Origin of the sequence: Bacillus sp. CR71 (genome assembly GCF_003429245.1) — a bacterium.
GTDB classification, from domain to species: domain Bacteria; phylum Bacillota; class Bacilli; order Bacillales; family Bacillaceae_G; genus Bacillus_A; species Bacillus_A thuringiensis_S.
In genome coordinates this window covers 5254997-5275514 of record NZ_CP031748.1, presented here as the reverse complement: position 1 = coordinate 5275514, position 20518 = coordinate 5254997, and the positions used below count along the sequence as shown (strand labels likewise).

Genomic DNA, 20518 nt, shown 5'->3' with positions numbered 1-20518 from the left:
AATATGCGGGTGTGGCGGAATTGGCAGACGCACTAGACTTAGGATCTAGCGCCTTTGGCGTGGGGGTTCGACTCCCTTCACCCGCACTTTTAATAAAATATCTCAAACATGTCTTGCGGAAGTAGTTCAGTGGTAGAATACAACCTTGCCAAGGTTGGGGTCGCGGGTTCGAATCCCGTCTTCCGCTCCAATTTTCAATATGACATGCCGGGGTGGCGGAACAGGCAGACGCACAGGACTTAAAATCCTGCGGTGGGTGACCACCGTGCGGGTTCGACCCCCGCCCTCGGCACCATATGCGCCCGTAGCTCAATTGGATAGAGCGTTTGACTACGGATCAAGAGGTTAGGGGTTCGACTCCTCTCGGGCGCGCTTTTATTAACGGGAAGTGGCTCAGCTTGGTAGAGCACCTGGTTTGGGACCAGGGGGTCGCAGGTTCAAATCCTGTCTTCCCGATATTCCCAAAAACATGGGGCCTTAGCTCAGCTGGGAGAGCGCCTGCCTTGCACGCAGGAGGTCAGCGGTTCGATCCCGCTAGGCTCCACTTATTTTAATATCATTTATGGCGGTGTAGCTCAGCTGGCTAGAGCGTACGGTTCATACCCGTGAGGTCGGGGGTTCGATCCCCTCCGCCGCTACCATAAAGGACCTTTAGCTCAGCTGGTTAGAGCAGACGGCTCATAACCGTCCGGTCGTAGGTTCGAGTCCTACAAGGTCCACCACTAAAGGTTTATATCTCGGAGGTATACCCAAGTTCGGCTGAAGGGATCGGTCTTGAAAACCGACAGGCGGCGAGAGTCGCGCGGGGGTTCGAATCCCTCTACCTCCTCCATTTTTTCTTAAATTACATATTATATCATCGCGGGGTGGAGCAGTACGGTAGCTCGTCGGGCTCATAACCCGAAGGTCGCAGGTTCAAATCCTGTCCCCGCAACCAAATGGTCCCGTGGTGTAGTGGTTAACATGCCTGCCTGTCACGCAGGAGATCGCCGGTTCGACCCCGGTCGGGACCGCCATTTTAATAAGGCTCGGTAGCTCAGTCGGTAGAGCAGAGGACTGAAAATCCTCGTGTCGGCGGTTCGATTCCGTCCCGAGCCACCATTTTGAAGTCGCAAGCCGGCTTAGCTCAATTGGTAGAGCAACTGACTTGTAATCAGTAGGTTGGGGGTTCAAGTCCTCTAGCCGGCACCACTTTCAAAATGAGCCATTAGCTCAGTTGGTAGAGCATCTGACTTTTAATCAGAGGGTCGAAGGTTCGAATCCTTCATGGCTCACCATTTTCAATTTTATGCGGGTGTAGTTTAGTGGTAAAACAAGAGCCTTCCAAGCTCTGGTCGAGAGTTCGATTCTCTTCACCCGCTTTTCAATTATGGGCCTATAGCTCAGCTGGTTAGAGCGCACGCCTGATAAGCGTGAGGTCGATGGTTCGAGTCCATTTAGGCCCACCATAATTGTTCCGCAGTAGCTCAGTGGTAGAGCTATCGGCTGTTAACCGATCGGTCGTAGGTTCGAGTCCTACCTGCGGAGCCATATTTATAGAGAAGTACCCAAGTGGCTCAAGGGGCTCCCCTGCTAAGGGAGTAGATCGCGAACGCGGTGCGAGGGTTCGAATCCCTTCTTCTCTGCCAGAACTGGCCCGTTGGTCAAGTGGTTAAGACACCGCCCTTTCACGGCGGTAACACGGGTTCGAATCCCGTACGGGTCATACTAAAAGAGATAGCATAATCTGCTATCTCTTTTTTGTTGTGTATAGATATAGAAGAAGCTATGACAAATTATAAATAATAAGTTTAAAATAGGATTACCTTTTCTCATACATAAGAAAAGGTAATCCTATTTTTTGAATATGTTTTAACTTTCTATTGAATGTTCATCTTGTTTAATAACAACATGACTATATGCGGAGTGAAGAGTTTTGTAGCCTAAAAGTGCAATAGTTAAGGCAAGGCCTCCTGCTATAATAGCCACATTAAATCCTACATGGGCTCCAAAGTTATCAATAACTAAACCAGCTATCGCTGATCCTAGGGAGACTCCAATTCCAAGTCCTGTAATTGCCCAAGTCATTCCTTCGGTTATCTTTGATTCAGGTACGATTTTTTCCACAAGCCCCATAGTAATAATCATAGTAGGAGCGACAGATAGCCCTGCAAAGAAAACAATAACTACTAGCCAAGTAATACTGTTTACAAAAACTAGTGGCAGCATTGTTATCATGGAAAGTGTGACCGCTATTAAAAACTGATTATAGGGTGGGGTATTGAGTTTAAGAGTACCGAAAATAAGGCCTGCCAGGCATGAACCGATTGCATAGACAGAAAGTACAAAGCTAGCAGCTACTGTGTTTCCTTGCTGCTCAGCAAAAGCTACACTAACGACATCTATTGTGCCGAAGATAGTACCTATAGCAATGAGTGTGAATACTAGTACTCGCAAAGAACCAATTTTAAATACTGTTCCGTTGTTTGTAATGTCGCGAGGGTGTACAGGCGGTTCTGTGCTTTTTTGCATAGTAAATAGGCATACCCCGATTGTAAGAAAAACAGATGATAAAAGTGGCGCTGCTTCTGGGAAGAACATAACACTTAAACTGACAGATAATACAGGACCAATTATGAAGCAAATTTCGTCGACGACCGATTCGAAGGAAAATGCTGTATGCAATTTATGGGATCCGCGGTATAGTTTAGTCCAACGTGCACGTACCATAGCTGACATATTTGGCATACAACCTGCACATAAAGCGGATAGAAATAGCGTCCAATAAGGAGCTTCATATTTCGTACATAGAAGTAAGAGGATTGTAAAGAAAACGCTAATACCTGTAGTCGGAAGAAGTATGCGAGATTGCCCTAATTGATCAGCCATCCGAGAAATATGAGGAGCTAGTAAAGCTGATGATAATGTAAAGGTAGCTGCAACAGCTCCAGCAAGCCAATAGTCACCACTTACTTGAGATAACATGGTAACAATACCAATACCCATCATTGATATGGGCATACGAGCTATAAATCCTGCTAATGAGAATCCTTTTGTACCAGGAGCACTGAAAATCTCACGGTAGGAATTAAACATGATAATCACCACAATATTTGACGTGTACATATACATTCTTCATTCTTTTAACTCCTCCTCTGTTTCATTAATACCTTCTATAAAAAGGGACAGTGAGTCAATGTAGGGTATAGGTAAGAAGTTATATTATCTTGTAAGCTAGAAATAATTGACATACGCACCGTATGCCAATATCATATTAACTACGGAGCGTATGTCAATTGAAATGTTTTATCTCTGGATAGAGCCGATGTTTAAAGGAGTTATTCTTTTATATAGAGAACGATACTATAGTGCAATTCATTTTGAATAAAGAGAATGAATAGAAGTAGGAGGAAAAGATGATTAAAAAAACGAGAGCAGAAATGATTACTGAAACACGTGCTAAATTGCTGTGGGCAGCAAGAGAGGCTTTTGGTACAGTTGGATATGTAAATACGTCTATGGATGATTTTACAGCATCTGTCGGTTTAACACGTGGTGCAATTTATCATCATTTTGGTGATAAAAAAGGATTGTTAGAAGCAGTTGTAAAAGAAATTGATATGGAAATGGATAATAAATTAGGGAAAGTATCAGATGAAGCGGAAGGAAAATGGGAAGGGTTTGTTGGGCGTTGTCGTGCATATTTAACGATGGCACTTAATCCAGAAATTCAGCGAATCGTACTTCGAGATGCACCAGCAGTATTAGGAACTAGTTATTATCAATCATCACAGTCACAATGTTTAGTGACGATGGCCGAGATGCTTCAGCAATTAATGAAGGACTGTATTATTGAAAAGACGGACTGTGAAGCTTTAGCAAGATTTATAAATGGCGGACTAGTGGACCTTGCTTGTTGGATTGCGAATTCTGAAGATGCAGAGGCACGGTTGTCTAAAGCTTTGCATAGCCTATCACTTATATTGAATGGTTTATTATTAGAAAAGAATGCATAATTTTAACGGATATTTTTTAATATATAGTAATGATTAAAAGGGAGGTGATAAAGTATAGGCTAATTCATTTATTTAACCGTATTCTATATAAGCTAATTGACGTCCATCTTGTAAGGGAATGATGTGATCAGTCAGTTTAATCTTATAATGTGATTACATTTTTTGTGAATGTTAGGATTTTTATTATAGAAAGTGAATTTAGTTACAGTGAGTAATTGAATCATACATTTTTATTCACAATCTAAAGAAAACACCTAATTTGGTATGGATTCCACACCTGATTTAACAACTTTACACTCTATGTGAAAAAGTTCACAAATAGGTCATAAATTGTGAAGTAATTCACAATAATACGTGCTACAATATGAATGTAAAGAAGTTAAACAACATTAAATTAGTATTTTAATTAATTACTTAAACAATCATAAAAAAATATATGTGAACAATAGAGAGGGGAAATTACCATGAAAAAAGGTATCAATCGTGTAGTATTAGTAGGAACAGGAGCTGTAGGTTGTAGTTACGCTTACTCAATGATCAACCAAGGTGTAGCTGAAGAATTCGTATTAGTAGATGTTAATGAAGCAAAAGCAGAAGGGGAAGCAATGGACTTAAGCCATGCGGTACCATTCTCTCCATCACCAACAAAAGTTTGGAGCGGTAGCTATGCAGATTGTAAAGATGCAGATCTAGTTGTTATCACTGCTGGGTTACCACAAAAGCCAGGTGAAACTCGTTTAGACTTAGTTGAGAAAAATACAAAGATCTTTAAACAAATCGTTCGCGGCATTATGGATAGCGGATTCGATGGAATCTTCTTAATCGCAACTAACCCGGTTGATATTTTAACTTACGTAACTTGGAAAGAATCTGGTTTACCGAAAGAGCGCGTAATCGGTTCTGGTACTACTTTAGACTCTGCTCGTTTCCGTTACATGTTAGGTGACTACTTAGATGTAGATCCACGTAACGTTCATGCTTACATCGTTGGTGAGCACGGTGACACTGAACTTCCAGTATGGAGCCACGCTACTATCGGTGTACAAAAACTAGAAACAATCTTAGCTAACAACGAACAGTACAAACAAGAAGACTTAGATAAAATCTTCGAAAATGTACGTGATGCAGCTTACCATATCATCGAACGTAAAGGTGCAACTTACTACGGAATCGGTATGTCACTACTTCGTGTAACTAAAGCGATCTTAAACAACGAGAACAGCGTATTAACTGTATCTGCATACCTTGAAGGTCAATACGGTGAGAAAGATGCTTACGTAGGTGTTCCAGCTGTTATTAACCGCGAAGGTGTACGTGAAATCGTAGAACTTGAGCTAAATGAAGAAGAAAAAGCGAAATTCGCTCATTCTGTAAAAGTATTAAAAGAAACTATGGCACCAGTACTATAATTAATTGCTAAATAATCCGGAAGTGGGGACCTGCTTCTTACTTCTGGATTTATATATAATTCAATATAAATTCCTTTTCCGGTTTCCCTTGTATATCCCCAATATACCCCTTTTGCTGGATAAGGGTCATTTATAGAAAAGAGCACTCTATTTTATATAGAGTGCTCTTTATGATTATTTTTTAGGTGTTAATCCTAACTTCTTTAAAATATCTGTCAGTGTACCGCTTTTTGATTTTTCTACAGGTGTTTGTGATTTAGATGCATCTGGACCTTTTTTCAAGAAGTTCTTTTCAACGAAGCGAATATCTTTTCCGTCGACAATTCCATCTTTATTAAGATCTCCGTCTTTTACAGTTAGTCCTTTTTTAATGTAGTTGCTAGCGATAATTTTAGCATCTTTAATATGGATTACTTTATCACCATTTACATCGCCGGCAAGGTTTTCGTCAGGTCTTGCATAATAATATTGGCCAAGCAGCTTACCGTCTTTTTCAGTACCAAGCTTCGTTGTTAGGCGGCTTGAAATGAGTTACTCGATGTTTCTGAATCACTGAAATAGGCGAATACACCTCCGAATGTAAGGGATAAACCAAGTGAAGCGGTGACAACTCCCATTCCTATTTTTTGTTTTAATGACATAAGAAAGCCCTCCTAGTTAAATTTTCATAGTGACCGTTCGCAACAAGGATAAATAAGTAAACATAGTAGTCCACTATGAATTATAGTTACGGAAGATCTAAGTTCTTTATTGAGAGCGAGTATATGCTTATGAATTTTGCATTTCAATAAAATTGTGACAAAAAATGTTGAGAAACATTTTTTTATGACAGATTATTTTGTTTTGATTTTGAATGAAAAATAGCATGAAAAATAGGATAAATCTAATAAAATAAAGGTTGAGAAAAAATAATAGGTAAAAATATAGAAGAATAATAAAGCGTTTTCAATGAATATTCGTCAAAATTCGATATTTTACACGGAAATGTGAAGAAAAACTAACATTTTTAAGAAAAAAACGAATATTTTTTATAAATTAACAAGGATATTGCAGTTTTTCACAGAAATAGTTAAAGTATAAAAAATTCTGTCATCTAAGTGAGGTGAGCATATTGAGTGTAATAAATTGTGAAGAAGTGAAACGAGATGAGTTTCATACAGAAAAGTACTATGAAAGTTATAACATCTTTGGCGCACATGTTGTGACGGAAGATGAGATTCAAGGGGTACGATTTACAGTGTGGGCTCCTCATGCGAAAGCAATGAGTGTTGTTGGAGATTTTAATGAGTGGGATTATGAGCAACATAAGATGCTACAAGTGACAGAAGAAGGCATTTGGTCCTTGTTTATACCGCATATTAAAGAAGGAGAAATATATAAATATGCGATTGAAACGTTGGCTGGTGACGTCATTTTAAAGGCAGATCCGTATGCTGTATATGCAGAAGTAAGACCGAATACGGCATCTGTAGTTTTTGATATAAAGGGATATGAATGGAATGATAAAAACTGGACTCGTAAGAAAAAGAAAAAACCGATTTATAAAGAAGCGATGACAGTTTATGAATTACATTTTGGTTCTTGGAAAAAGAAAGAAGATGGAACGCTGTATTCTTACAGGGAAATGGTAGAAGAGCTCATCCCGTATGTGGTGGAACATCAATTTACACATATTGAAATTATGCCGCTTGTTGAGCATCCATATGATCGTTCTTGGGGATATCAAGGAACGGGATATTATGCAGCGACGAGTAGATTTGGTACGCCGCATGATTTAATGTATTTTGTCGACGAATGTCATAAATATGGAATCGGTGTCATTTTAGATTGGGTGCCGGGGCACTTTTGTAAAGATGCTCACGGTTTATATTTGTTTGATGGCACACCGACCTATGAATATAAAGATAAAGATGTACAAGAAAATCCAGTATGGGGAACTGTCAATTTTGATTTAGGGAAGAGAGAGGTACGTAATTTCTTAATTTCAAATGCGTTATTTTGGATGAGATATTTCCATATTGATGGTTTCAGAGTAGATGCAGTTGCGAACATGTTGTACTGGAATAAAGAAGGACAAGAGCAAAGTAATGAGCATGCTGTTTCATTTTTAAGAGAGTTAAATGAAGCAGTGTTTGCAGAGGATGAAGATTTTCTTATGACGGCAGAAGATTCAACAGCTTGGCCACTTGTAACAACTCCAACGTATGAAGGTGGGCTTGGATTCAATTACAAATGGAACATGGGCTGGATGAATGATGTACTGAAATATATGGAGTGTGCGCCTGAATATAGGAAACACATTCATGAGAAAATGACGTTTTCTTTACTATATGCGTACTCTGAAAACTTCATATTACCACTTTCTCATGATGAAGTCGTTCATGGGAAAAAGTCGTTATTAAATAAAATGCCAGGTGATTACTGGGATAAGTTTGCTCAGCTTCGTTTATTATATGGATATTTCTTTACTCACCCAGGAAAGAAGTTACTTTTCATGGGAGGAGAATTCGGACAGTTTGATGAGTGGAAAGACCTGGAAGATTTAGATTGGAATTTACATGATTTTGAAATGCATCGTTATATGCATGATTACTTTAAAGAGCTCATAGCATTGTATAAGCGCTCAAAACCACTTTGGCAGCTTGACCATTCACCTGAAGGCTTTCAGTGGATTGATGCTAATAATAATGAGCAAAGTATTTTCTCTTTTATCCGCCAAGGGGATAAACAAGAAGATGCGTTAGTTGTCGTATGTAATTTTACGAAAGCTACATATGAAAACTATAAAGTAGGTGTACCAGATTTCGAGTATTATAACGAGATTTTAAACAGTGATGCTGAGCAATATGGCGGTTCGGGGCAAGTGAATAAGAAACGTCTTAAGACGATTCTAGAACCGTACCATAATCAAGCAGCACATGTAGAGATTACAATTCCACCATTTGGCGTATCCATATTACGACCAGTGAAGACGAGAAAGGGGAGCAAAAAACAAGATGGCTCAAAAACAAAAGTGCGTAGCAATGTTACTAGCAGGGGGAAAAGGTAGTCGTTTAAGTGCATTAACAAAAAATTTAGCCAAGCCAGCTGTTCCATTTGGTGGTAAATATCGCATTATTGATTTTACGCTAAGTAACTGTGCGAATTCTGGTATTGAAACGGTTGGGATTTTAACACAATATCAACCACTTGAACTTCATAATTATATCGGAATTGGAAATGCGTGGGATTTAGACCGAGTAAACGGTGGAGTCACAGTATTACCTCCTTATGCGGAGTCTTCAGGGGTGAAGTGGTATACAGGTACGGCAAGTGCCATTTATCAAAACTTAAACTATTTAAGTCAGTATGAACCGGAGTATGTTCTTATTTTATCAGGCGACCATATTTATAAAATGGATTACAGTAAGATGCTAGATTACCATATTGAGAAAGAATCGGACGTATCCATTTCTGTTATTGAAGTACCTTGGGATGAAGCGAGTCGCTTTGGCATTATGAATACAAATGAAGAGATGGAGATTGTTGAGTTTGAAGAGAAACCACAATTTCCAAGAAGTAATCTTGCATCAATGGGAATTTATATTTTTAACTGGGCAATTTTGAAAGAGTATTTAGAGATGGATGCAAGAAATCCTGAATCTAGTAATGATTTCGGAAAAGATGTACTTCCACTTTTATTAGATGAAGGGAAGAAGCTAATGGCGTATCCATTTGAAGGATATTGGAAAGATGTTGGAACGGTGAAAAGCTTATGGGAAGCGAATATGGATTTACTTCGCGATGAAACATCGCTGAATTTAAACGATCGTAATTGGCGTATTTATTCTGTGAATCCAAATGAGCCACCTCAATATATTGCAGAAAAGGCAAAAGTAGAAGAATCACTTATTAACGAAGGATGCGTCATTGAAGGGGACGTGAAGCATTCTGTGTTATTCCAAGGGGTGACGGTGGAAGAAGGTAGTATGGTTATTGATTCTGTCGTTATGCCAGGAGCAAAGATTGGTAAAAATGTTGTGATTGAAAGAGCGATCGTTGGTTCGGAAATGGTTATTGAAGATGGAACAATTATTCGTCCAGAAAAAAATGTCGACGATGTAGTACTCATTGCTGAAGGGAAATAGAAAAGGGGGATGAAATGAATGGGAGAAAAAATGTTAGGAATTATTAATGCAACGGGAAGTTTTCCTTCCTTAAAGAAAGTAACAGGGCATCGTTCATTAGCGGCGTTACCGTTTGGGGGCCGTTACCGACTCATTGATTTCATGCTTTCAAATATGGTGAATTCTAATATTCATAGTGTAGCGGTTTTTACAAGTCATAAAAATCGCTCACTAATGGACCATGTTGGTTCAGGAAAACAGTGGGATTTAGATAGAAAACGAGACGGACTATTTTTATTCCCGCCAAATTGCCAATGTGACCAAGATGAGTTTGGGTCTTTTGCACACTTTAGAAGACATATTGATTATTTTCTAAGAAGCAGAGAAGAGTACGTTGTTATTACGAATAGCCATCTCGTAACAGCATTAAATTTCCAGGCGGTGTTAGAGCGACATATACATACGGCAGCTGATATTACGGAAGTTTGCCATGAAGGGGTTTCGCTTCAAACATACGTGTTAAAGAAACAATTATTGTTAGATTTATTTGAGACATATAAAGATGTGGAGCAATACAGTTTATTTGATGTAGTGAGAGAAAAGCGCGGAAAATCACTGCATATTGCTACGTATGAGCATACAGGATATGTAGCTATTATTGATTCGATTGAAAGTTACTATAAACATAGCTTAGAAATTTTGCAGCCTGCTATTTGGAAGCAATTATTTAAGAAAGAAGCGCCGATCTTTACGAAAGTAAAAGATGAGCCGCCAACTCGTTATCTAAAGGGTGCAGTCGTGAAAAATACAATGATTGCAAATGGCAGTATTATTGAAGGGGAAGTCGAAAACAGTGTTGTTTCCCGTTCGGTTAAAATTGGAAAAGGTTCAATTATTCGTAACAGTATTATTATGCAAAAGAGCCAAATTGGAGATAACTGTATAATAGATGGTGTTATTATTGATAAAGACGTGAAAATTGGCGACGGTGTCGTATTAAAAGGAAACATCGATGAGCCATATGTTGTAGAAAAAGGAAGCGTACAAAACAGTACGATTAATAGTTATTCCTAAAGAATCAGTGGGGGCTTTTTCTCCCACTGATTAAAGTTTTAATTTAAATGAAAACTCGAAGGGAGGAAGCTGCAAGAGGAGTATAAAAACTTTTCGCGCAGTGGGACAACAAGTGAATATTTTATTTGCAGTATCAGAATGTGTACCGTTTGTGAAATCGGGAGGATTAGCTGATGTAGCGGGTGCGCTCCCAAAAGAGCTGAAAAAATTAGGAGTGGACGTTCGTATTATACTTCCGAATTATAGTCTCATTCCGCAAAAGTTAAGAGATGGATGTACGTTACATAAAGTAATTAACGTCCCGCTTGGGTGGAGAAATCAATATTGCGGAATTTTAAAAGGTGAGCAAGACGGAATTACGTATTACTTAATAGATAATGAATATTATTTTAAGAGAGATTCTCTGTATGGTCATTATGATGACGGGGAGCGTTTTTCTTATTTCTCAAAAGCAATGTTAGAGTGTATTCCGCATCTTGATTTTGAAGTGGATGTTCTTCATAGCCACGATTGGCATACGGCTATGGTTAATTTCTTACTTCGTGAAAAGTATCAAGATAACCCGTTATATGAGCGTATTAAAACGGTATATACGATTCACAACTTGCAGTTCCAAGGAGTATTTCCTTCTGAAGTGATGTACGACTTGTTAGAGCTTGGTGATGAATATTTTCATAGTGAGCAGCTAGAGTTTTATGGAAACATAAACTTTATGAAAGGCGGTATTATCGCTTCGGATCAAATTACAGCGGTGAGCCCGACGTATAAAGAAGAAATTCAATATGAATTTTTCGGTGAGAAGTTAGATGGATTACTGAGAAAATATAATGATAAGCTTAGTGGCATTGTAAATGGTATTGATACGAGCGTATATAATCCAGAAACGGATTCATATATTAAGGCTCAGTATGATGCAGAGTCATTATATGAAAAGAGTGAAAATAAACGCGCTTTGCAGCGTTATTTTGGTTTGCCAGAAAAAGAGGATACACCAATTATTTCAATGGTAACGAGATTAACGAAGCAAAAAGGTCTTGATTTAGTACGCACTGTATTCCGCGAAATAATGGAAGAAGATGTACAATGTATTATTTTAGGTTCAGGTGATTCGGAATATGAGCAATTCTTTGAGTGGATGGCATATGAGTATCCGGAGAAGGTAAAAGTTTATATCGGATTTAATGAAGAATTAGCGCACCAAGTGTATGCGGGAAGCGATTTATTTTTAATGCCATCGCTGTTTGAACCGTGTGGACTTGGACAACTTATCGCATTGGCGTACGGTACGATTCCAATTGTAAGAGAAACAGGTGGATTAAACGATACGGTACATTCTTATGATGAAGAAACAGGCGAAGGAAATGGTTTCAGTTTCACGAACTTTAATGCACATGACATGCTGCATACGGTTCACCGTGCAATTGAATTTTATCACGATAAACCAGTGTGGGAGCAGCTTGTAAAACAAGCGATGACTGAAGATTATAGCTGGAGGCAATCGGCTCTTGCTTATAAGGAATTGTATAAAAGTCTCATGGAATAACATGTAGGTGGTGAAAAAATGTTTACTCATGTTGAAAGTTTTAAATCAACTTTTCTAGAAAAGTTAGAGACGATGTATGGGAAAAGTTTCAAAGATTCTACAAATCGTGATCAATATAATACGCTCGGCCATATGGTACGTGAGTATATGAATAGTCAATGGATTGCAACGAACGAGAGTTATCGATCAGGAGAGCAAAAGCAAATGTATTACTTGTCTATTGAGTTTTTGCTTGGACGTTTGCTTGGAAGTAACATCTTGAATTTAGGTATTAGAGATGTATGCGAGCAGGGGTTATCTGAACTAGGGATTTCGTTACAAGAGTTAGAAGAAGTGGAAGCAGATGCAGGCCTTGGTAACGGTGGACTTGGACGCTTAGCAGCCTGTTTTCTTGATTCACTTGCATCTTTAAACTTACCAGGACACGGCTGTGGAATTCGTTATAAACATGGTTTGTTTGATCAGAAAATTGTTGATGGTTATCAAGTTGAATTTCCAGAACAGTGGCTTCTTCATGAAAACGTATGGGAAGTAAGAAGACATGATCAAGCTGTAGAAGTAAGTTATTTTGGCAGTGTTGAACCGCTAGAAATTGACGGGCGTTTAGAGTTTAGGCATACAAATGCAGAAGTCATTATGGCGGTGCCATATGATGTGCCGGTAGTAGGCTATGAGACGAGTACTGTAAATACACTTAGACTTTGGAATGCTGAACCAGTTCCTTTCCCGCAAAACTGCAAAGATATTTTGAAATATAAGCGCGAAACAGAGGCTGTATCGGAGTTTTTATATCCAGATGATACGCATGATGAGGGAAAAATACTTCGTTTAAAACAACAGTATTTCCTCGTATCAGCAAGTTTGCAAAATATCGTTCGAATGCATAGAGAAAGATATGGTGACCTTCGTCAACTACATGAAAAAATTGCGATTCACATTAACGATACACATCCGGTTTTAGCAATTCCAGAACTGATGCGTATTTTACTAGACGAAGAAAAGTTAACATGGGAAGAAGCTTGGCACATAACGACGCAGACGATTTCTTATACGAATCATACGACGTTATCAGAAGCGCTCGAAAAGTGGCCAATTCACATTTTTAAACCATTATTACCGAGAATTTATATGATTATTGAAGAGATTAATGAACGTTTCTGTCATGAACTTTGGGAACGTTATCCTTATGAATGGCATCGCATTGAAGACATGGCAATTATTGCGCATGATCTTGTGAAAATGGCTCATTTAGCAATTGTCGGTAGCCATAGCGTAAACGGTGTAGCAAAAATTCATACGGAAATATTAAAGCAGCGGGAAATGCGATTGTTTTATGAATTTTATCCAGATAAGTTTAATAATAAGACGAATGGAATTGCTCATAGGCGCTGGCTTATGAAAGCAAATCCACAGTTAACAAATCTCATTTCAGAGGCGATTGGACCAGAGTGGAAGAAAGAACCGATTAAGCTTCAATCGTTGCAAACAGTTCAATATGATGCGAGTTTCCAAGAGAAGTTTGCAGAGGTAAAACAAGAGCGTAAAGAGATTTTAGCGGAGCGCATTCATAATACAATGGGGATTACGATTGATCCAAATTCTATTTTTGATGTGCAAGTGAAAAGATTACATGCTTACAAACGACAATTATTAAATGTTCTTCATATTTTATATTTGTATAACCGTTTGAAAGAGGATGCTAGTTTTACATTTTATCCGCGTACTTTTATTTTTGGAGCGAAAGCATCACCTGGTTATTATTACGCGAAAAAAATTATTAAATTAATAAATGAACTCGCAAGAAAAGTAAATAATGATCCGTATGTTAGTCAATATATGAAAGTTATCTTTCTAGAAAACTATCGAGTTTCTTTAGCTGAAGATATATTCCCGGCGGCGGATGTAAGTGAGCAAATTTCAACGGCGAGTAAAGAAGCATCGGGAACAGGCAATATGAAATTTATGATGAATGGTGCGATTACACTTGGAACGCTAGACGGAGCTAACGTTGAAATAAAAGACCGGGTCGGTGATGATAACTGTTTCATTTTCGGTTTAACAGCAGAAGAGGTTCTTCATTACCATCAAAATGGTGGATATCGTGCAAGTGACTATTATCACCACAATAGGCACATTAAAAAAATAGTAGATCAATTAACAAATGGTTTTTTTGCACAATCGGGTGCTGAATTTGAAGCGATCTATGATTCTCTCGTTATTCAAAATGATGAATATTTCGTTCTGCGAGATTTTGGTCCATATGCTGAAAGACAAGAAGCTGTTGGTAGAGCTTATGAGAACCGAACAAAGTGGCTAGAAATGTCGATTTTAAATATTGCACAGTCTGGTCATTTTGCGAGTGATCGAACGATTTTGCAGTACAGCAATGAAATTTGGGGTATTGGTAATGCAGTTAAACAGTTTTAAAGAGGTTGCTACGTTGGGGGATATATTATCTATTTACTTACAAAAATTAATATTAATAAATAAAACGAGCTTACTTTTTTTAAGCTCGTTTTATTTATTTTGCTTAAGAAAGAAATGGAATAGTGGTATATATTATACCTGCCCCATCATACTCTCCTGTCGCAAAGTATGAAAATGTAAAGAAACCTGTGACCGTAAAAATTACAATAAGAAAAAGTGTGAAGATAAATTTTAACATGTAAGGTCCCCTCATCCAAAAATAACTTCATAGAGTATTATAGTATATGAATATTTTATTTCCAATTGTTTACTGGTTAAAAATGAGAAGTCAGACATGTTTTGTATGTTGTAATGGAATGATTATTTGTAATGGATTTTGTGTTTTTTGTAAATGTCATATTGTGATGGACGTGTGCATACTCCCAATCATGATCATTAAAATTTATGTTTCGGGGAGGGAGAAGTGGAACGACATCGAACAAGTTGACGAAACGAAAGCTACTAGCTACTTGTAGTTTATAATAATTTCGAAAAGCGATATCTCCTACTTTTGGGGAAGCGAATGAATAAAGTCCATACTGTGCGAAGGCAGTATTTATACGTGCATCTAATATGTGTAATGTGGCAAGCGCGCCACCTAGACTATGCCCAGTAGCTAGCAGTTTTTTATGTGCTGGCAATGATACGAGCATATCCATAATAGAATCACGGCAAGACTCATAAATAGAGAGAAAGCCGTTATGGACATTTCCACCATTTAAAGCATAAGGATAAGGTTTTTGATTGACGAGAGAGTCAATAATCCAATCTGGGTCTGTTTGAGTGCCCCTAAAGGCAACGATAATTGTATCCTCAGATTCTAATATAAATCCGAACCATTCTGTTGTTTGAATGGCCTTTCCTTGAAACCCTTGTACATATTGAAAACCATCTGGTATTTCGAAAATACCATTTTGTTTATATTGTTCATACGTTAACTCACAACAAGAAGCTAACAGTATGGCAGTGTCTTTATCAAAGGATAAAGGAGTACGCATTAAGGAAGCCCTCCTTAAGAAAAGGTATAGTTTAATATATGCAGTGAGGAACTTGATTCATTCTTTTGGAAAAAAGCTTGAACCTACAGTTACGTGAGGGAGTATGATTTTTGTAAACATATTGTTAGGAGGAGTGTAAGATGAGCAAAAAGGAAGGCTGTTCAATTGGTGAGTTTTCAAAGAGAACAGGCACATCAATACGGACACTACAATATTACGATGAAATTGGACTACTTAAACCTGAAAAGAACGTTAGCTCTGGTCACCGTGTGTACAAAGGAAAAGATATATTAGAGCTACAGAAAATAGTCAGTCTTAAAGTATTAGGATATAGTTTAGAAGAAATACGCGTCATGCTTACAATTCCAAGTTTGAATGTAAGTTTAAAAGAAACGTTGGAACAACAAAGAAAAGCCTTTGAAGAAAAGAAAAAACACATTGAAGTTTCGATAAAGGCGCTTGAACGAACAAGGGTATGTCTTGAGGAAGATGAAGAGTTGGATAGTGACATATTAATGAGTCTAATTAACAGCATTCAAAAAGAAAACGAACAAAGTTTATGGCTTGAAGGATATGTATCAAAAGAATTGGCTAATGGATTATATAATAAGCCGGAAGAAGAAGGTATAGCACTTGATAAAGAGTTTGTGCGTTTAGCAAAAGAAGTGAAAAGGTTATTTGGAAGAGAAATTGAGGATTCAGAAGTGCAAAAATTGGTTGATGAACATATGAAGGCGACTCTTAAGTATGTTGGTGAAGAGACAATGTATTCTTTAGGTAAATTAGAGAATGTAGAAGAACAATATAATAATATGATGCCATCTCCTTACACGGAAGAAGAAGAGGCATGGCTTAATGACGCGATGGAGTATTATATGATTCGAAATGGTATGTATAGCCCTCCGCAGTAAAAATAAAATGCCATATTCATAAACTTTAGAGAAATGCCTCCAATGTTTTTTGCATTGGAGGCATTTTTTACTCTTTTCCATCTAAAAGGCGAACAAGGCCACCTAATATACTACTTTCACCAGTACTTTATAATGCTGGGCTTGTAAGAGGTTTGAAAAAATAGCCTGTATATATTTGAAAGATGAATAAATCACCTATTTTCTTGTGTTTGTTCGTACTATATACAGAAAATTTCGGGAAACAAAACATATTATTTATCTGTTTGTTTTTGCTTCTTTTTCAAATACTCCGCACGCAATTGTTCAAGTTGCTGCTTTTTATCAAATTTGGCAGGCTTCTGTTTTTCATGAAACTTTGCCACAGCTACCTGACTTTTGGAATCTAATTGATATTTTCCCACTTTGTTCACCTACTTTTCTTGTCTTGAAAGAGAATCTATTCAACAAATATAATATACCTTATTTTACTGAAGTAAACCTTATTACTTTATTTCATCTGTTTTTTCTCGTTTGTAGACGTAAATTAAAACACCCTTTCACTGCATTACTGCAAGCAAGGGTGTTTTAATTGTAGTATTTTATTAGTCGATGGCCATGCCAACATAAGGGCCCTTTTTACTCTTTCCCATCCAATAAACGACCAAGTCCACCTAATACACTACCTTCACCAGTACTTTGCGCTGCTGGGCTTGTAAGGCGTGCTGCTAATCGGCTAAGTGTTAAGGACTGAATCCAAACTGTTCCAGGACCTTCTAATGTTGCGAAGAATAAACCCTCACCGCCAAATAGAGCTGTTTTTACTTTTCCAACGAATTCGATATCATAGTTAATATCCTTTGTCATGGCAACGAGACAACCTGTATCAATGCGAAGTTTCTCACCAGGTTTTAATTCACGTTTATATACAGTTCCGCCTGCGTGCATGAAAGCGAGGCCGTCACCTTCAAGTTTCTGCATGATGAAACCTTCACCACCGAAGAAACCAGTTCCTATTTTTTTTGTAAATTCAATTCCAATAGAAACACCTTTTGCGGCACAAAGAAAGGCATCTTTTTGACAAACGATTTTCCCTTGGTATTCTGTTAAATCTACAGGAATAATTTTACCAGGATAAGGAGCAGCAAATGAGACGTGGCGTTTGCCGTGCCCTGTATTTGTAAATACAGTCATAAACATGCTTTCACCTGTAACGAGACGTTTACCTGCTCCCATTAATTTTCCGAATAGACCGTTAGATGGGCCAGAACCATCACCGAAGATTGTCTCCATTTCGATGTAGTCTTCCATCATCATCATTGCGCCCGCTTCTGCGACAACGCTTTCCTTTGGGTCTAATTCAATTTCAACAAATTGCATATCATCGCCATATAACTTATATTCGATTTCATGTGCTTGCATTTTTTCACCTCATAAATATGTAGTAATTATATTGTACAGAAGTTAAAAGAATTAGAACACTATAGTTTTGTTAATTTTCGAATAAAAGTAGAATGAAAATTTAAGGTTATACTAGGATTATAAAAAATGATGGAATGAAAGTGTTCTCATTTGACGTTTTCGACATAGCATGATATAGTGAAAACACTATTGAGCTACATAATGTGGTACGGAAATAAAGCACGTTGTATTAAAGGCTGTAAGCTTGTTATACATTCATGTCCTTTATATCCACCTTTTCATGTGGATTCATAGTTTCATTTTTATTTAGGAGGTACATGACATGCAAACAGGTAAAGTTAAATGGTTTAACGGCGAAAAAGGTTTTGGCTTCATCGAAGTTGAAGGCGGAGAAGACGTATTCGTACATTTCTCAGCTATCCAAGGCGACGGCTTCAAAACTTTAGAAGAAGGTCAAGAAGTTTCTTTCGAAATCGTTGAAGGAAACCGCGGACCACAAGCAGCTAACGTTACAAAAAACTAATTAGCTAGCGATAAAAAGCATTCCGATTTTCGGAATGCTTTTTTTTATTCTTTGGAACTAGATTCATTTGAAGATAATTCGCCCTTAAAGGTACGCTCTTCAAAGTCATCAAGCATTTGTTCATATTCTTCATGTTCCTCTGTAGCGAAAACTTGTGGGTTTTTCCCGTACATATCCGTACCGATAAAGTTTTCAAAATCCTCCACGTAGCCTACGTTTTCTTCACTATTTACATACATGCCATTATAGTTTTTTGAATCTTGTCTTTCTAAATCAGACGGCGTTTCAGATGTTCCGTAATTTGCGACATCTTGCCACGCATCTTCCGCATCGTACTCAACAGAATGGTCCTCATCATGCTTGTGGAAAGAAGGAGGCAACACTTCTTCTTCAACTGGTCGTGTATTCATATTTAACTTATTTGTCGCGTGCTGGATGCATGTTGTAGCAGTCGGCATTGCTTCTAATCTTTCAAATGGAATTTCTTCGCCAGACACTTCGCAAATGCCGTACGTACCCGCTTCGATTTTTTGCAGTGCATGTTTTGTATCATCTAGTTGTTTATGCCAAAATTCGATGAGTCCGAAATCTTTTTCTCGTTCGTATAATTCTGTAGCCATATCACCTGGATGGTTGTCATAGCTAGACAGTTCTCCTACTGAATCGCGTTCAGAAGCACGATCTGTATTTTCATGAGTTTGTATCGTTTGCTCTAGTTCTTGTTTTTGTTTTTCTAAAATGGATTTAAATTGACCTATTTGTTGTGGAGTTAACATAGTCGTCCACCTTCCTACAATTCAGTTTCTTTACATAGTATGAGCGTTGAGAGTAGGAATTATGAGGTGAATTTCAGATATGAAAAAGGAGCCGCATAAGCAGCTCCTTCTTACCCCGCTATTTGCCGGGCAGTAAAACTCCCACCTACAAATTCGGCTGGAGCAAAGAAGCTAGGTGAGAGATCAACTGCCCGTAAACGCCCGATTGGTGAGGGCTGATAATCAGTGGAAATGAACAAACCCTCCATTGATTAAAGTTTCACTTTATAGGAAATATCCAAGTAATAATCCGATTCCCATTAGGAAACCGAAGATTGTATTTGTTTTTGCTGTTGCAATCATCGCAGGTACCATTTCCATTGGAATGCTTTTGCCGATAAAGCCTTTCGTCGCTTTAAATGCTTTCGGTGCACTTAAAAATACGATAAGCATCCATGGTGATACGATGCCCACGATAATTAAAGCAATTGTCCAAATGTAGGAAACGATGAACATTGAAGCAAGTACACCGACAGCTCTTTCACGTCCAACGAGAATTGCTAATGTTTTACGACCGTTTTCTTTATCGCCATCCAAGTCACGAATATTATTAGCTAGTAAAATGGCACCAATTAAAATGGAGCTTGGAATAGATAGTAAAATGACTTCTGATGTTACAGTGCCAGTTTGAATAAAGAATGAAATCCCAATAATAATGACACCCATAAATAATCCGGCTGTCAACTCTCCAAATGGTGTATATGCAATTGGAAGTGGGCCACCTGTATAAAGGTAAGCAACGGCCATACAAACAAGACCGATTGCAGCAAGCCACCAGCTAGAATTCATACAAATATAAACACCTAATAGTATTGCGATGCCGAAAAATCCAAATGCTAAGTTAAGCACTGTTTTTGGCTGAATGCCATCGCGAACGATAGCGCCGCCGATACCAACTGAACCTTCGTGATCAAGTCCTCTTTTATAATCAAAGTATTCATTAAACATGTTTGTTGCTGCTTGAATGAGAAGACAAGCAAGAAGCATCATAAGGAAAAGAGGAAGATGTATTTGATTTATACCTCCGACCTGCATCGAATATGCTGTTCCGATGAAAACAGGTACGAAAGCGGCTGTTAATGTATGGGGACGTAGTAAACTCCACCAGATGCGCCAGCCTGTTTGCTTACTTGGCTTTGGCGCCGTAGGAGAGGAATTCGTTTTGACGTTCATTTCCATGTTGAATCCTCCTTTGGTCACATATTGTACACAACTAAGTGTAGAAAAAGCATCATTTAGTGTCAACGTTTATTTTCTAGGAAGAGAAGGTGAATTTCTCA

Annotated in this window: 16 protein-coding genes, 18 tRNA genes, 1 rRNA gene and 2 pseudogenes (1 of these 37 only partly in view); 28 read left to right on the top strand and 9 right to left on the bottom strand. The window is 38.1% G+C overall.

What is annotated here, in order from left to right:
- From rrf to DOS87_RS26625, 19 genes are all read left to right on the top strand, one after another.
- Nucleotides 1–21 (top strand): 5S ribosomal RNA (gene rrf, locus DOS87_RS26715) (it extends 125 nt beyond the left edge of the window).
- 94 nt (nucleotides 22–115) lie between these two features.
- Nucleotides 116–190: transfer RNA gene (locus tag DOS87_RS26710), tRNA-Gly, on the top strand.
- Between the two features lie 16 nt (nucleotides 191–206).
- Nucleotides 207–295, top strand: a tRNA-Leu gene (locus DOS87_RS26705).
- A 3-nt stretch (nucleotides 296–298) separates the two neighbouring features.
- Nucleotides 299–372, top strand: a tRNA-Arg gene (locus DOS87_RS26700).
- A gap of 10 nt (nucleotides 373–382) precedes the next feature.
- Nucleotides 383–456 (top strand) — tRNA-Pro (locus DOS87_RS26695).
- A gap of 15 nt (nucleotides 457–471) precedes the next feature.
- Nucleotides 472–544, top strand: a tRNA-Ala gene (locus DOS87_RS26690).
- 20 nt (nucleotides 545–564) lie between these two features.
- Nucleotides 565–641 (top strand) — tRNA-Met (locus DOS87_RS26685).
- A 4-nt stretch (nucleotides 642–645) separates the two neighbouring features.
- Nucleotides 646–722 (top strand) — tRNA-Ile (locus DOS87_RS26680).
- A gap of 17 nt (nucleotides 723–739) precedes the next feature.
- A tRNA-Ser gene (locus DOS87_RS26675) sits at nucleotides 740–832 on the top strand.
- A gap of 28 nt (nucleotides 833–860) precedes the next feature.
- Nucleotides 861–937: transfer RNA gene (locus DOS87_RS26670), tRNA-Met, on the top strand.
- A gap of 3 nt (nucleotides 938–940) precedes the next feature.
- Nucleotides 941–1016 (top strand) — tRNA-Asp (locus tag DOS87_RS26665).
- 9 nt (nucleotides 1017–1025) lie between these two features.
- A tRNA-Phe gene (locus DOS87_RS26660) sits at nucleotides 1026–1101 on the top strand.
- Nucleotides 1102–1115: 14 nt separating this feature from the next.
- Nucleotides 1116–1191, top strand: a tRNA-Thr gene (locus DOS87_RS26655).
- A gap of 10 nt (nucleotides 1192–1201) precedes the next feature.
- Nucleotides 1202–1277, top strand: a tRNA-Lys gene (locus tag DOS87_RS26650).
- A 13-nt stretch (nucleotides 1278–1290) separates the two neighbouring features.
- Nucleotides 1291–1361: transfer RNA gene (locus DOS87_RS26645), tRNA-Gly, on the top strand.
- A 10-nt stretch (nucleotides 1362–1371) separates the two neighbouring features.
- Nucleotides 1372–1448 (top strand) — tRNA-Ile (locus DOS87_RS26640).
- A gap of 7 nt (nucleotides 1449–1455) precedes the next feature.
- Nucleotides 1456–1530: transfer RNA gene (locus tag DOS87_RS26635), tRNA-Asn, on the top strand.
- A gap of 7 nt (nucleotides 1531–1537) precedes the next feature.
- Nucleotides 1538–1628, top strand: a tRNA-Ser gene (locus tag DOS87_RS26630).
- A 5-nt stretch (nucleotides 1629–1633) separates the two neighbouring features.
- Nucleotides 1634–1705 (top strand) — tRNA-Glu (locus DOS87_RS26625).
- Nucleotides 1706–1851: 146 nt separating this feature from the next.
- Here DOS87_RS26625 and DOS87_RS26620 read toward each other — a convergent pair.
- Nucleotides 1852–3075 carry an MFS transporter gene (locus tag DOS87_RS26620; protein WP_015945917.1) on the bottom strand — a complete coding sequence of 408 codons (1224 nt, stop codon included), beginning with the start codon at nucleotides 3073–3075 and terminating at the stop codon, nucleotides 1852–1854.
- A gap of 320 nt (nucleotides 3076–3395) precedes the next feature.
- On the opposite strand from DOS87_RS26620, the gene DOS87_RS26615 reads away from it, so the two are divergent.
- Both DOS87_RS26615 and DOS87_RS26610 read left to right on the top strand, forming a co-directional pair.
- Nucleotides 3396–3995 (top strand): TetR/AcrR family transcriptional regulator, encoded by a 600-nt coding sequence (locus tag DOS87_RS26615; RefSeq protein WP_000592777.1) that lies wholly within the window; start codon nucleotides 3396–3398, stop codon nucleotides 3993–3995.
- A 464-nt stretch (nucleotides 3996–4459) separates the two neighbouring features.
- Nucleotides 4460–5404 (top strand): L-lactate dehydrogenase, encoded by a 945-nt coding sequence (locus tag DOS87_RS26610; protein WP_000715339.1) that lies wholly within the window; start codon nucleotides 4460–4462, stop codon nucleotides 5402–5404.
- A gap of 174 nt (nucleotides 5405–5578) precedes the next feature.
- Here the strand turns inward: DOS87_RS26610 and DOS87_RS26605 are convergent.
- Together DOS87_RS26605 and DOS87_RS26600 are read right to left on the bottom strand one after the other, a co-directional pair.
- A pseudogene (locus DOS87_RS26605) lies at nucleotides 5579–5932 on the bottom strand (dockerin type I domain-containing protein); the annotation flags it as partial.
- Nucleotides 5923–6045 (bottom strand): annotated as a pseudogene (locus tag DOS87_RS26600) (TasA family protein); the annotation flags it as partial. The pseudogenes DOS87_RS26605 and DOS87_RS26600, both read right to left, overlap by 10 nt.
- A 470-nt stretch (nucleotides 6046–6515) precedes the next feature.
- Here DOS87_RS26600 and glgB point away from each other — a divergent pair.
- The 5 genes from glgB to glgP all read left to right on the top strand — a co-directional run bounded on the left by glgB (nucleotide 6516) and on the right by glgP (nucleotide 14554).
- Nucleotides 6516–8453 carry a 1,4-alpha-glucan branching protein GlgB gene (gene glgB / locus DOS87_RS26595; protein WP_098424803.1) on the top strand — a complete coding sequence of 646 codons (1938 nt, stop codon included), beginning with the start codon at nucleotides 6516–6518 and terminating at the stop codon, nucleotides 8451–8453.
- Nucleotides 8401–9531: a glucose-1-phosphate adenylyltransferase gene (gene glgC, locus DOS87_RS26590; protein ID WP_000057602.1), complete on the top strand. Its 1131-nt coding sequence runs from the start codon at nucleotides 8401–8403 to the stop codon at nucleotides 9529–9531. The genes glgB and glgC overlap by 53 nt, the downstream gene beginning before the upstream one ends.
- Before the next feature lie 18 nt (nucleotides 9532–9549).
- Nucleotides 9550–10584 (top strand): glucose-1-phosphate adenylyltransferase subunit GlgD, encoded by a 1035-nt coding sequence (gene glgD / locus DOS87_RS26585; RefSeq protein ID WP_000504159.1) that lies wholly within the window; start codon nucleotides 9550–9552, stop codon nucleotides 10582–10584.
- A gap of 112 nt (nucleotides 10585–10696) precedes the next feature.
- The gene (gene glgA, locus DOS87_RS26580) at nucleotides 10697–12127 is read left to right on the top strand and encodes a glycogen synthase GlgA (protein WP_208730146.1); all 1431 of its coding nucleotides are present in this window, start codon (nucleotides 10697–10699) and stop codon (nucleotides 12125–12127) included.
- Nucleotides 12128–12145: 18 nt separating this feature from the next.
- A complete protein-coding gene (gene glgP, locus DOS87_RS26575; protein ID WP_000494093.1) occupies nucleotides 12146–14554 on the top strand; it encodes a glycogen phosphorylase in 2409 nt (802 codons plus the stop codon).
- A 103-nt stretch (nucleotides 14555–14657) separates the two neighbouring features.
- On the opposite strand, the gene DOS87_RS30400 is transcribed toward glgP, so the two are convergent.
- Both DOS87_RS30400 and DOS87_RS26570 read right to left on the bottom strand, forming a co-directional pair.
- Nucleotides 14658–14792: a hypothetical protein gene (locus DOS87_RS30400; protein WP_000911076.1), complete on the bottom strand. Its 135-nt coding sequence runs from the start codon at nucleotides 14790–14792 to the stop codon at nucleotides 14658–14660.
- A 76-nt stretch (nucleotides 14793–14868) separates the two neighbouring features.
- Entirely contained in the window at nucleotides 14869–15591 is a 723-nt protein-coding gene (locus tag DOS87_RS26570; RefSeq protein ID WP_001260110.1) for a lipase family protein, read from the bottom strand.
- Nucleotides 15592–15731: 140 nt separating this feature from the next.
- Here DOS87_RS26570 and DOS87_RS26565 point away from each other — a divergent pair, with 140 nt between their 5' ends.
- Nucleotides 15732–16502 carry a MerR family transcriptional regulator gene (locus tag DOS87_RS26565; RefSeq protein WP_000037218.1) on the top strand — a complete coding sequence of 257 codons (771 nt, stop codon included), beginning with the start codon at nucleotides 15732–15734 and terminating at the stop codon, nucleotides 16500–16502.
- A gap of 251 nt (nucleotides 16503–16753) precedes the next feature.
- Here DOS87_RS26565 and DOS87_RS26560 read toward each other — a convergent pair whose 3' ends face one another.
- Nucleotides 16754–16903 carry a hypothetical protein gene (locus tag DOS87_RS26560; RefSeq protein WP_000521642.1) on the bottom strand — a complete coding sequence of 50 codons (150 nt, stop codon included), beginning with the start codon at nucleotides 16901–16903 and terminating at the stop codon, nucleotides 16754–16756.
- Between the two features lie 214 nt (nucleotides 16904–17117).
- Entirely contained in the window at nucleotides 17118–17900 is a 783-nt protein-coding gene (locus DOS87_RS26555; protein WP_001147844.1) for a TIGR00266 family protein, read from the bottom strand.
- Between the two features lie 322 nt (nucleotides 17901–18222).
- Between DOS87_RS26555 and cspD the strand changes: the two genes are divergently transcribed.
- Nucleotides 18223–18423 carry a cold-shock protein CspD gene (cspD, locus tag DOS87_RS26550; RefSeq protein ID WP_001193052.1) on the top strand — a complete coding sequence of 67 codons (201 nt, stop codon included), beginning with the start codon at nucleotides 18223–18225 and terminating at the stop codon, nucleotides 18421–18423.
- A 44-nt stretch (nucleotides 18424–18467) separates the two neighbouring features.
- Here cspD and DOS87_RS26545 read toward each other — a convergent pair whose 3' ends face one another.
- Both DOS87_RS26545 and DOS87_RS26540 read right to left on the bottom strand, forming a co-directional pair.
- On the bottom strand, nucleotides 18468–19199 hold the full coding sequence (locus DOS87_RS26545) for a yteA family sporulation protein (RefSeq protein ID WP_098578589.1): 732 nt from the start codon (nucleotides 19197–19199) through the stop codon (nucleotides 18468–18470).
- A gap of 264 nt (nucleotides 19200–19463) precedes the next feature.
- The gene (locus tag DOS87_RS26540) at nucleotides 19464–20417 is read right to left on the bottom strand and encodes a 1,4-dihydroxy-2-naphthoate polyprenyltransferase (RefSeq protein ID WP_000425770.1); all 954 of its coding nucleotides are present in this window, start codon (nucleotides 20415–20417) and stop codon (nucleotides 19464–19466) included.
- Between the last annotated feature and the right edge of the window lie 101 nt (nucleotides 20418–20518).

Bases quoted from the DNA above. Each gene is read 5' to 3' on its own strand.
- DOS87_RS26620 (WP_015945917.1), bottom strand. From the start codon at position 3,075: ATGTTTAATTCCTACCGTGAGATTTTCAGTGCTCCTGGTACAAAAGGA.
- DOS87_RS26615 (WP_000592777.1), top strand. From the start codon at position 3,396: ATGATTAAAAAAACGAGAGCAGAAATGATTACTGAAACACGTGCTAAA.
- DOS87_RS26610 (WP_000715339.1), top strand. From the start codon at position 4,460: ATGAAAAAAGGTATCAATCGTGTAGTATTAGTAGGAACAGGAGCTGTA.
- glgC (WP_000057602.1), top strand. From the start codon at position 8,401: ATGGCTCAAAAACAAAAGTGCGTAGCAATGTTACTAGCAGGGGGAAAA.
- glgD (WP_000504159.1), top strand. From the start codon at position 9,550: ATGGGAGAAAAAATGTTAGGAATTATTAATGCAACGGGAAGTTTTCCT.
- glgP (WP_000494093.1), top strand. From the start codon at position 12,146: ATGTTTACTCATGTTGAAAGTTTTAAATCAACTTTTCTAGAAAAGTTA.
- DOS87_RS30400 (WP_000911076.1), bottom strand. From the start codon at position 14,792: ATGTTAAAATTTATCTTCACACTTTTTCTTATTGTAATTTTTACGGTC.
- DOS87_RS26570 (WP_001260110.1), bottom strand. From the start codon at position 15,591: ATGCGTACTCCTTTATCCTTTGATAAAGACACTGCCATACTGTTAGCT.
- DOS87_RS26565 (WP_000037218.1), top strand. From the start codon at position 15,732: ATGAGCAAAAAGGAAGGCTGTTCAATTGGTGAGTTTTCAAAGAGAACA.
- DOS87_RS26555 (WP_001147844.1), bottom strand. From the start codon at position 17,900: ATGCAAGCACATGAAATCGAATATAAGTTATATGGCGATGATATGCAA.
- cspD (WP_001193052.1), top strand. From the start codon at position 18,223: ATGCAAACAGGTAAAGTTAAATGGTTTAACGGCGAAAAAGGTTTTGGC.
- DOS87_RS26545 (WP_098578589.1), bottom strand. From the start codon at position 19,199: ATGTTAACTCCACAACAAATAGGTCAATTTAAATCCATTTTAGAAAAA.
- DOS87_RS26540 (WP_000425770.1), bottom strand. From the start codon at position 20,417: ATGGAAATGAACGTCAAAACGAATTCCTCTCCTACGGCGCCAAAGCCA.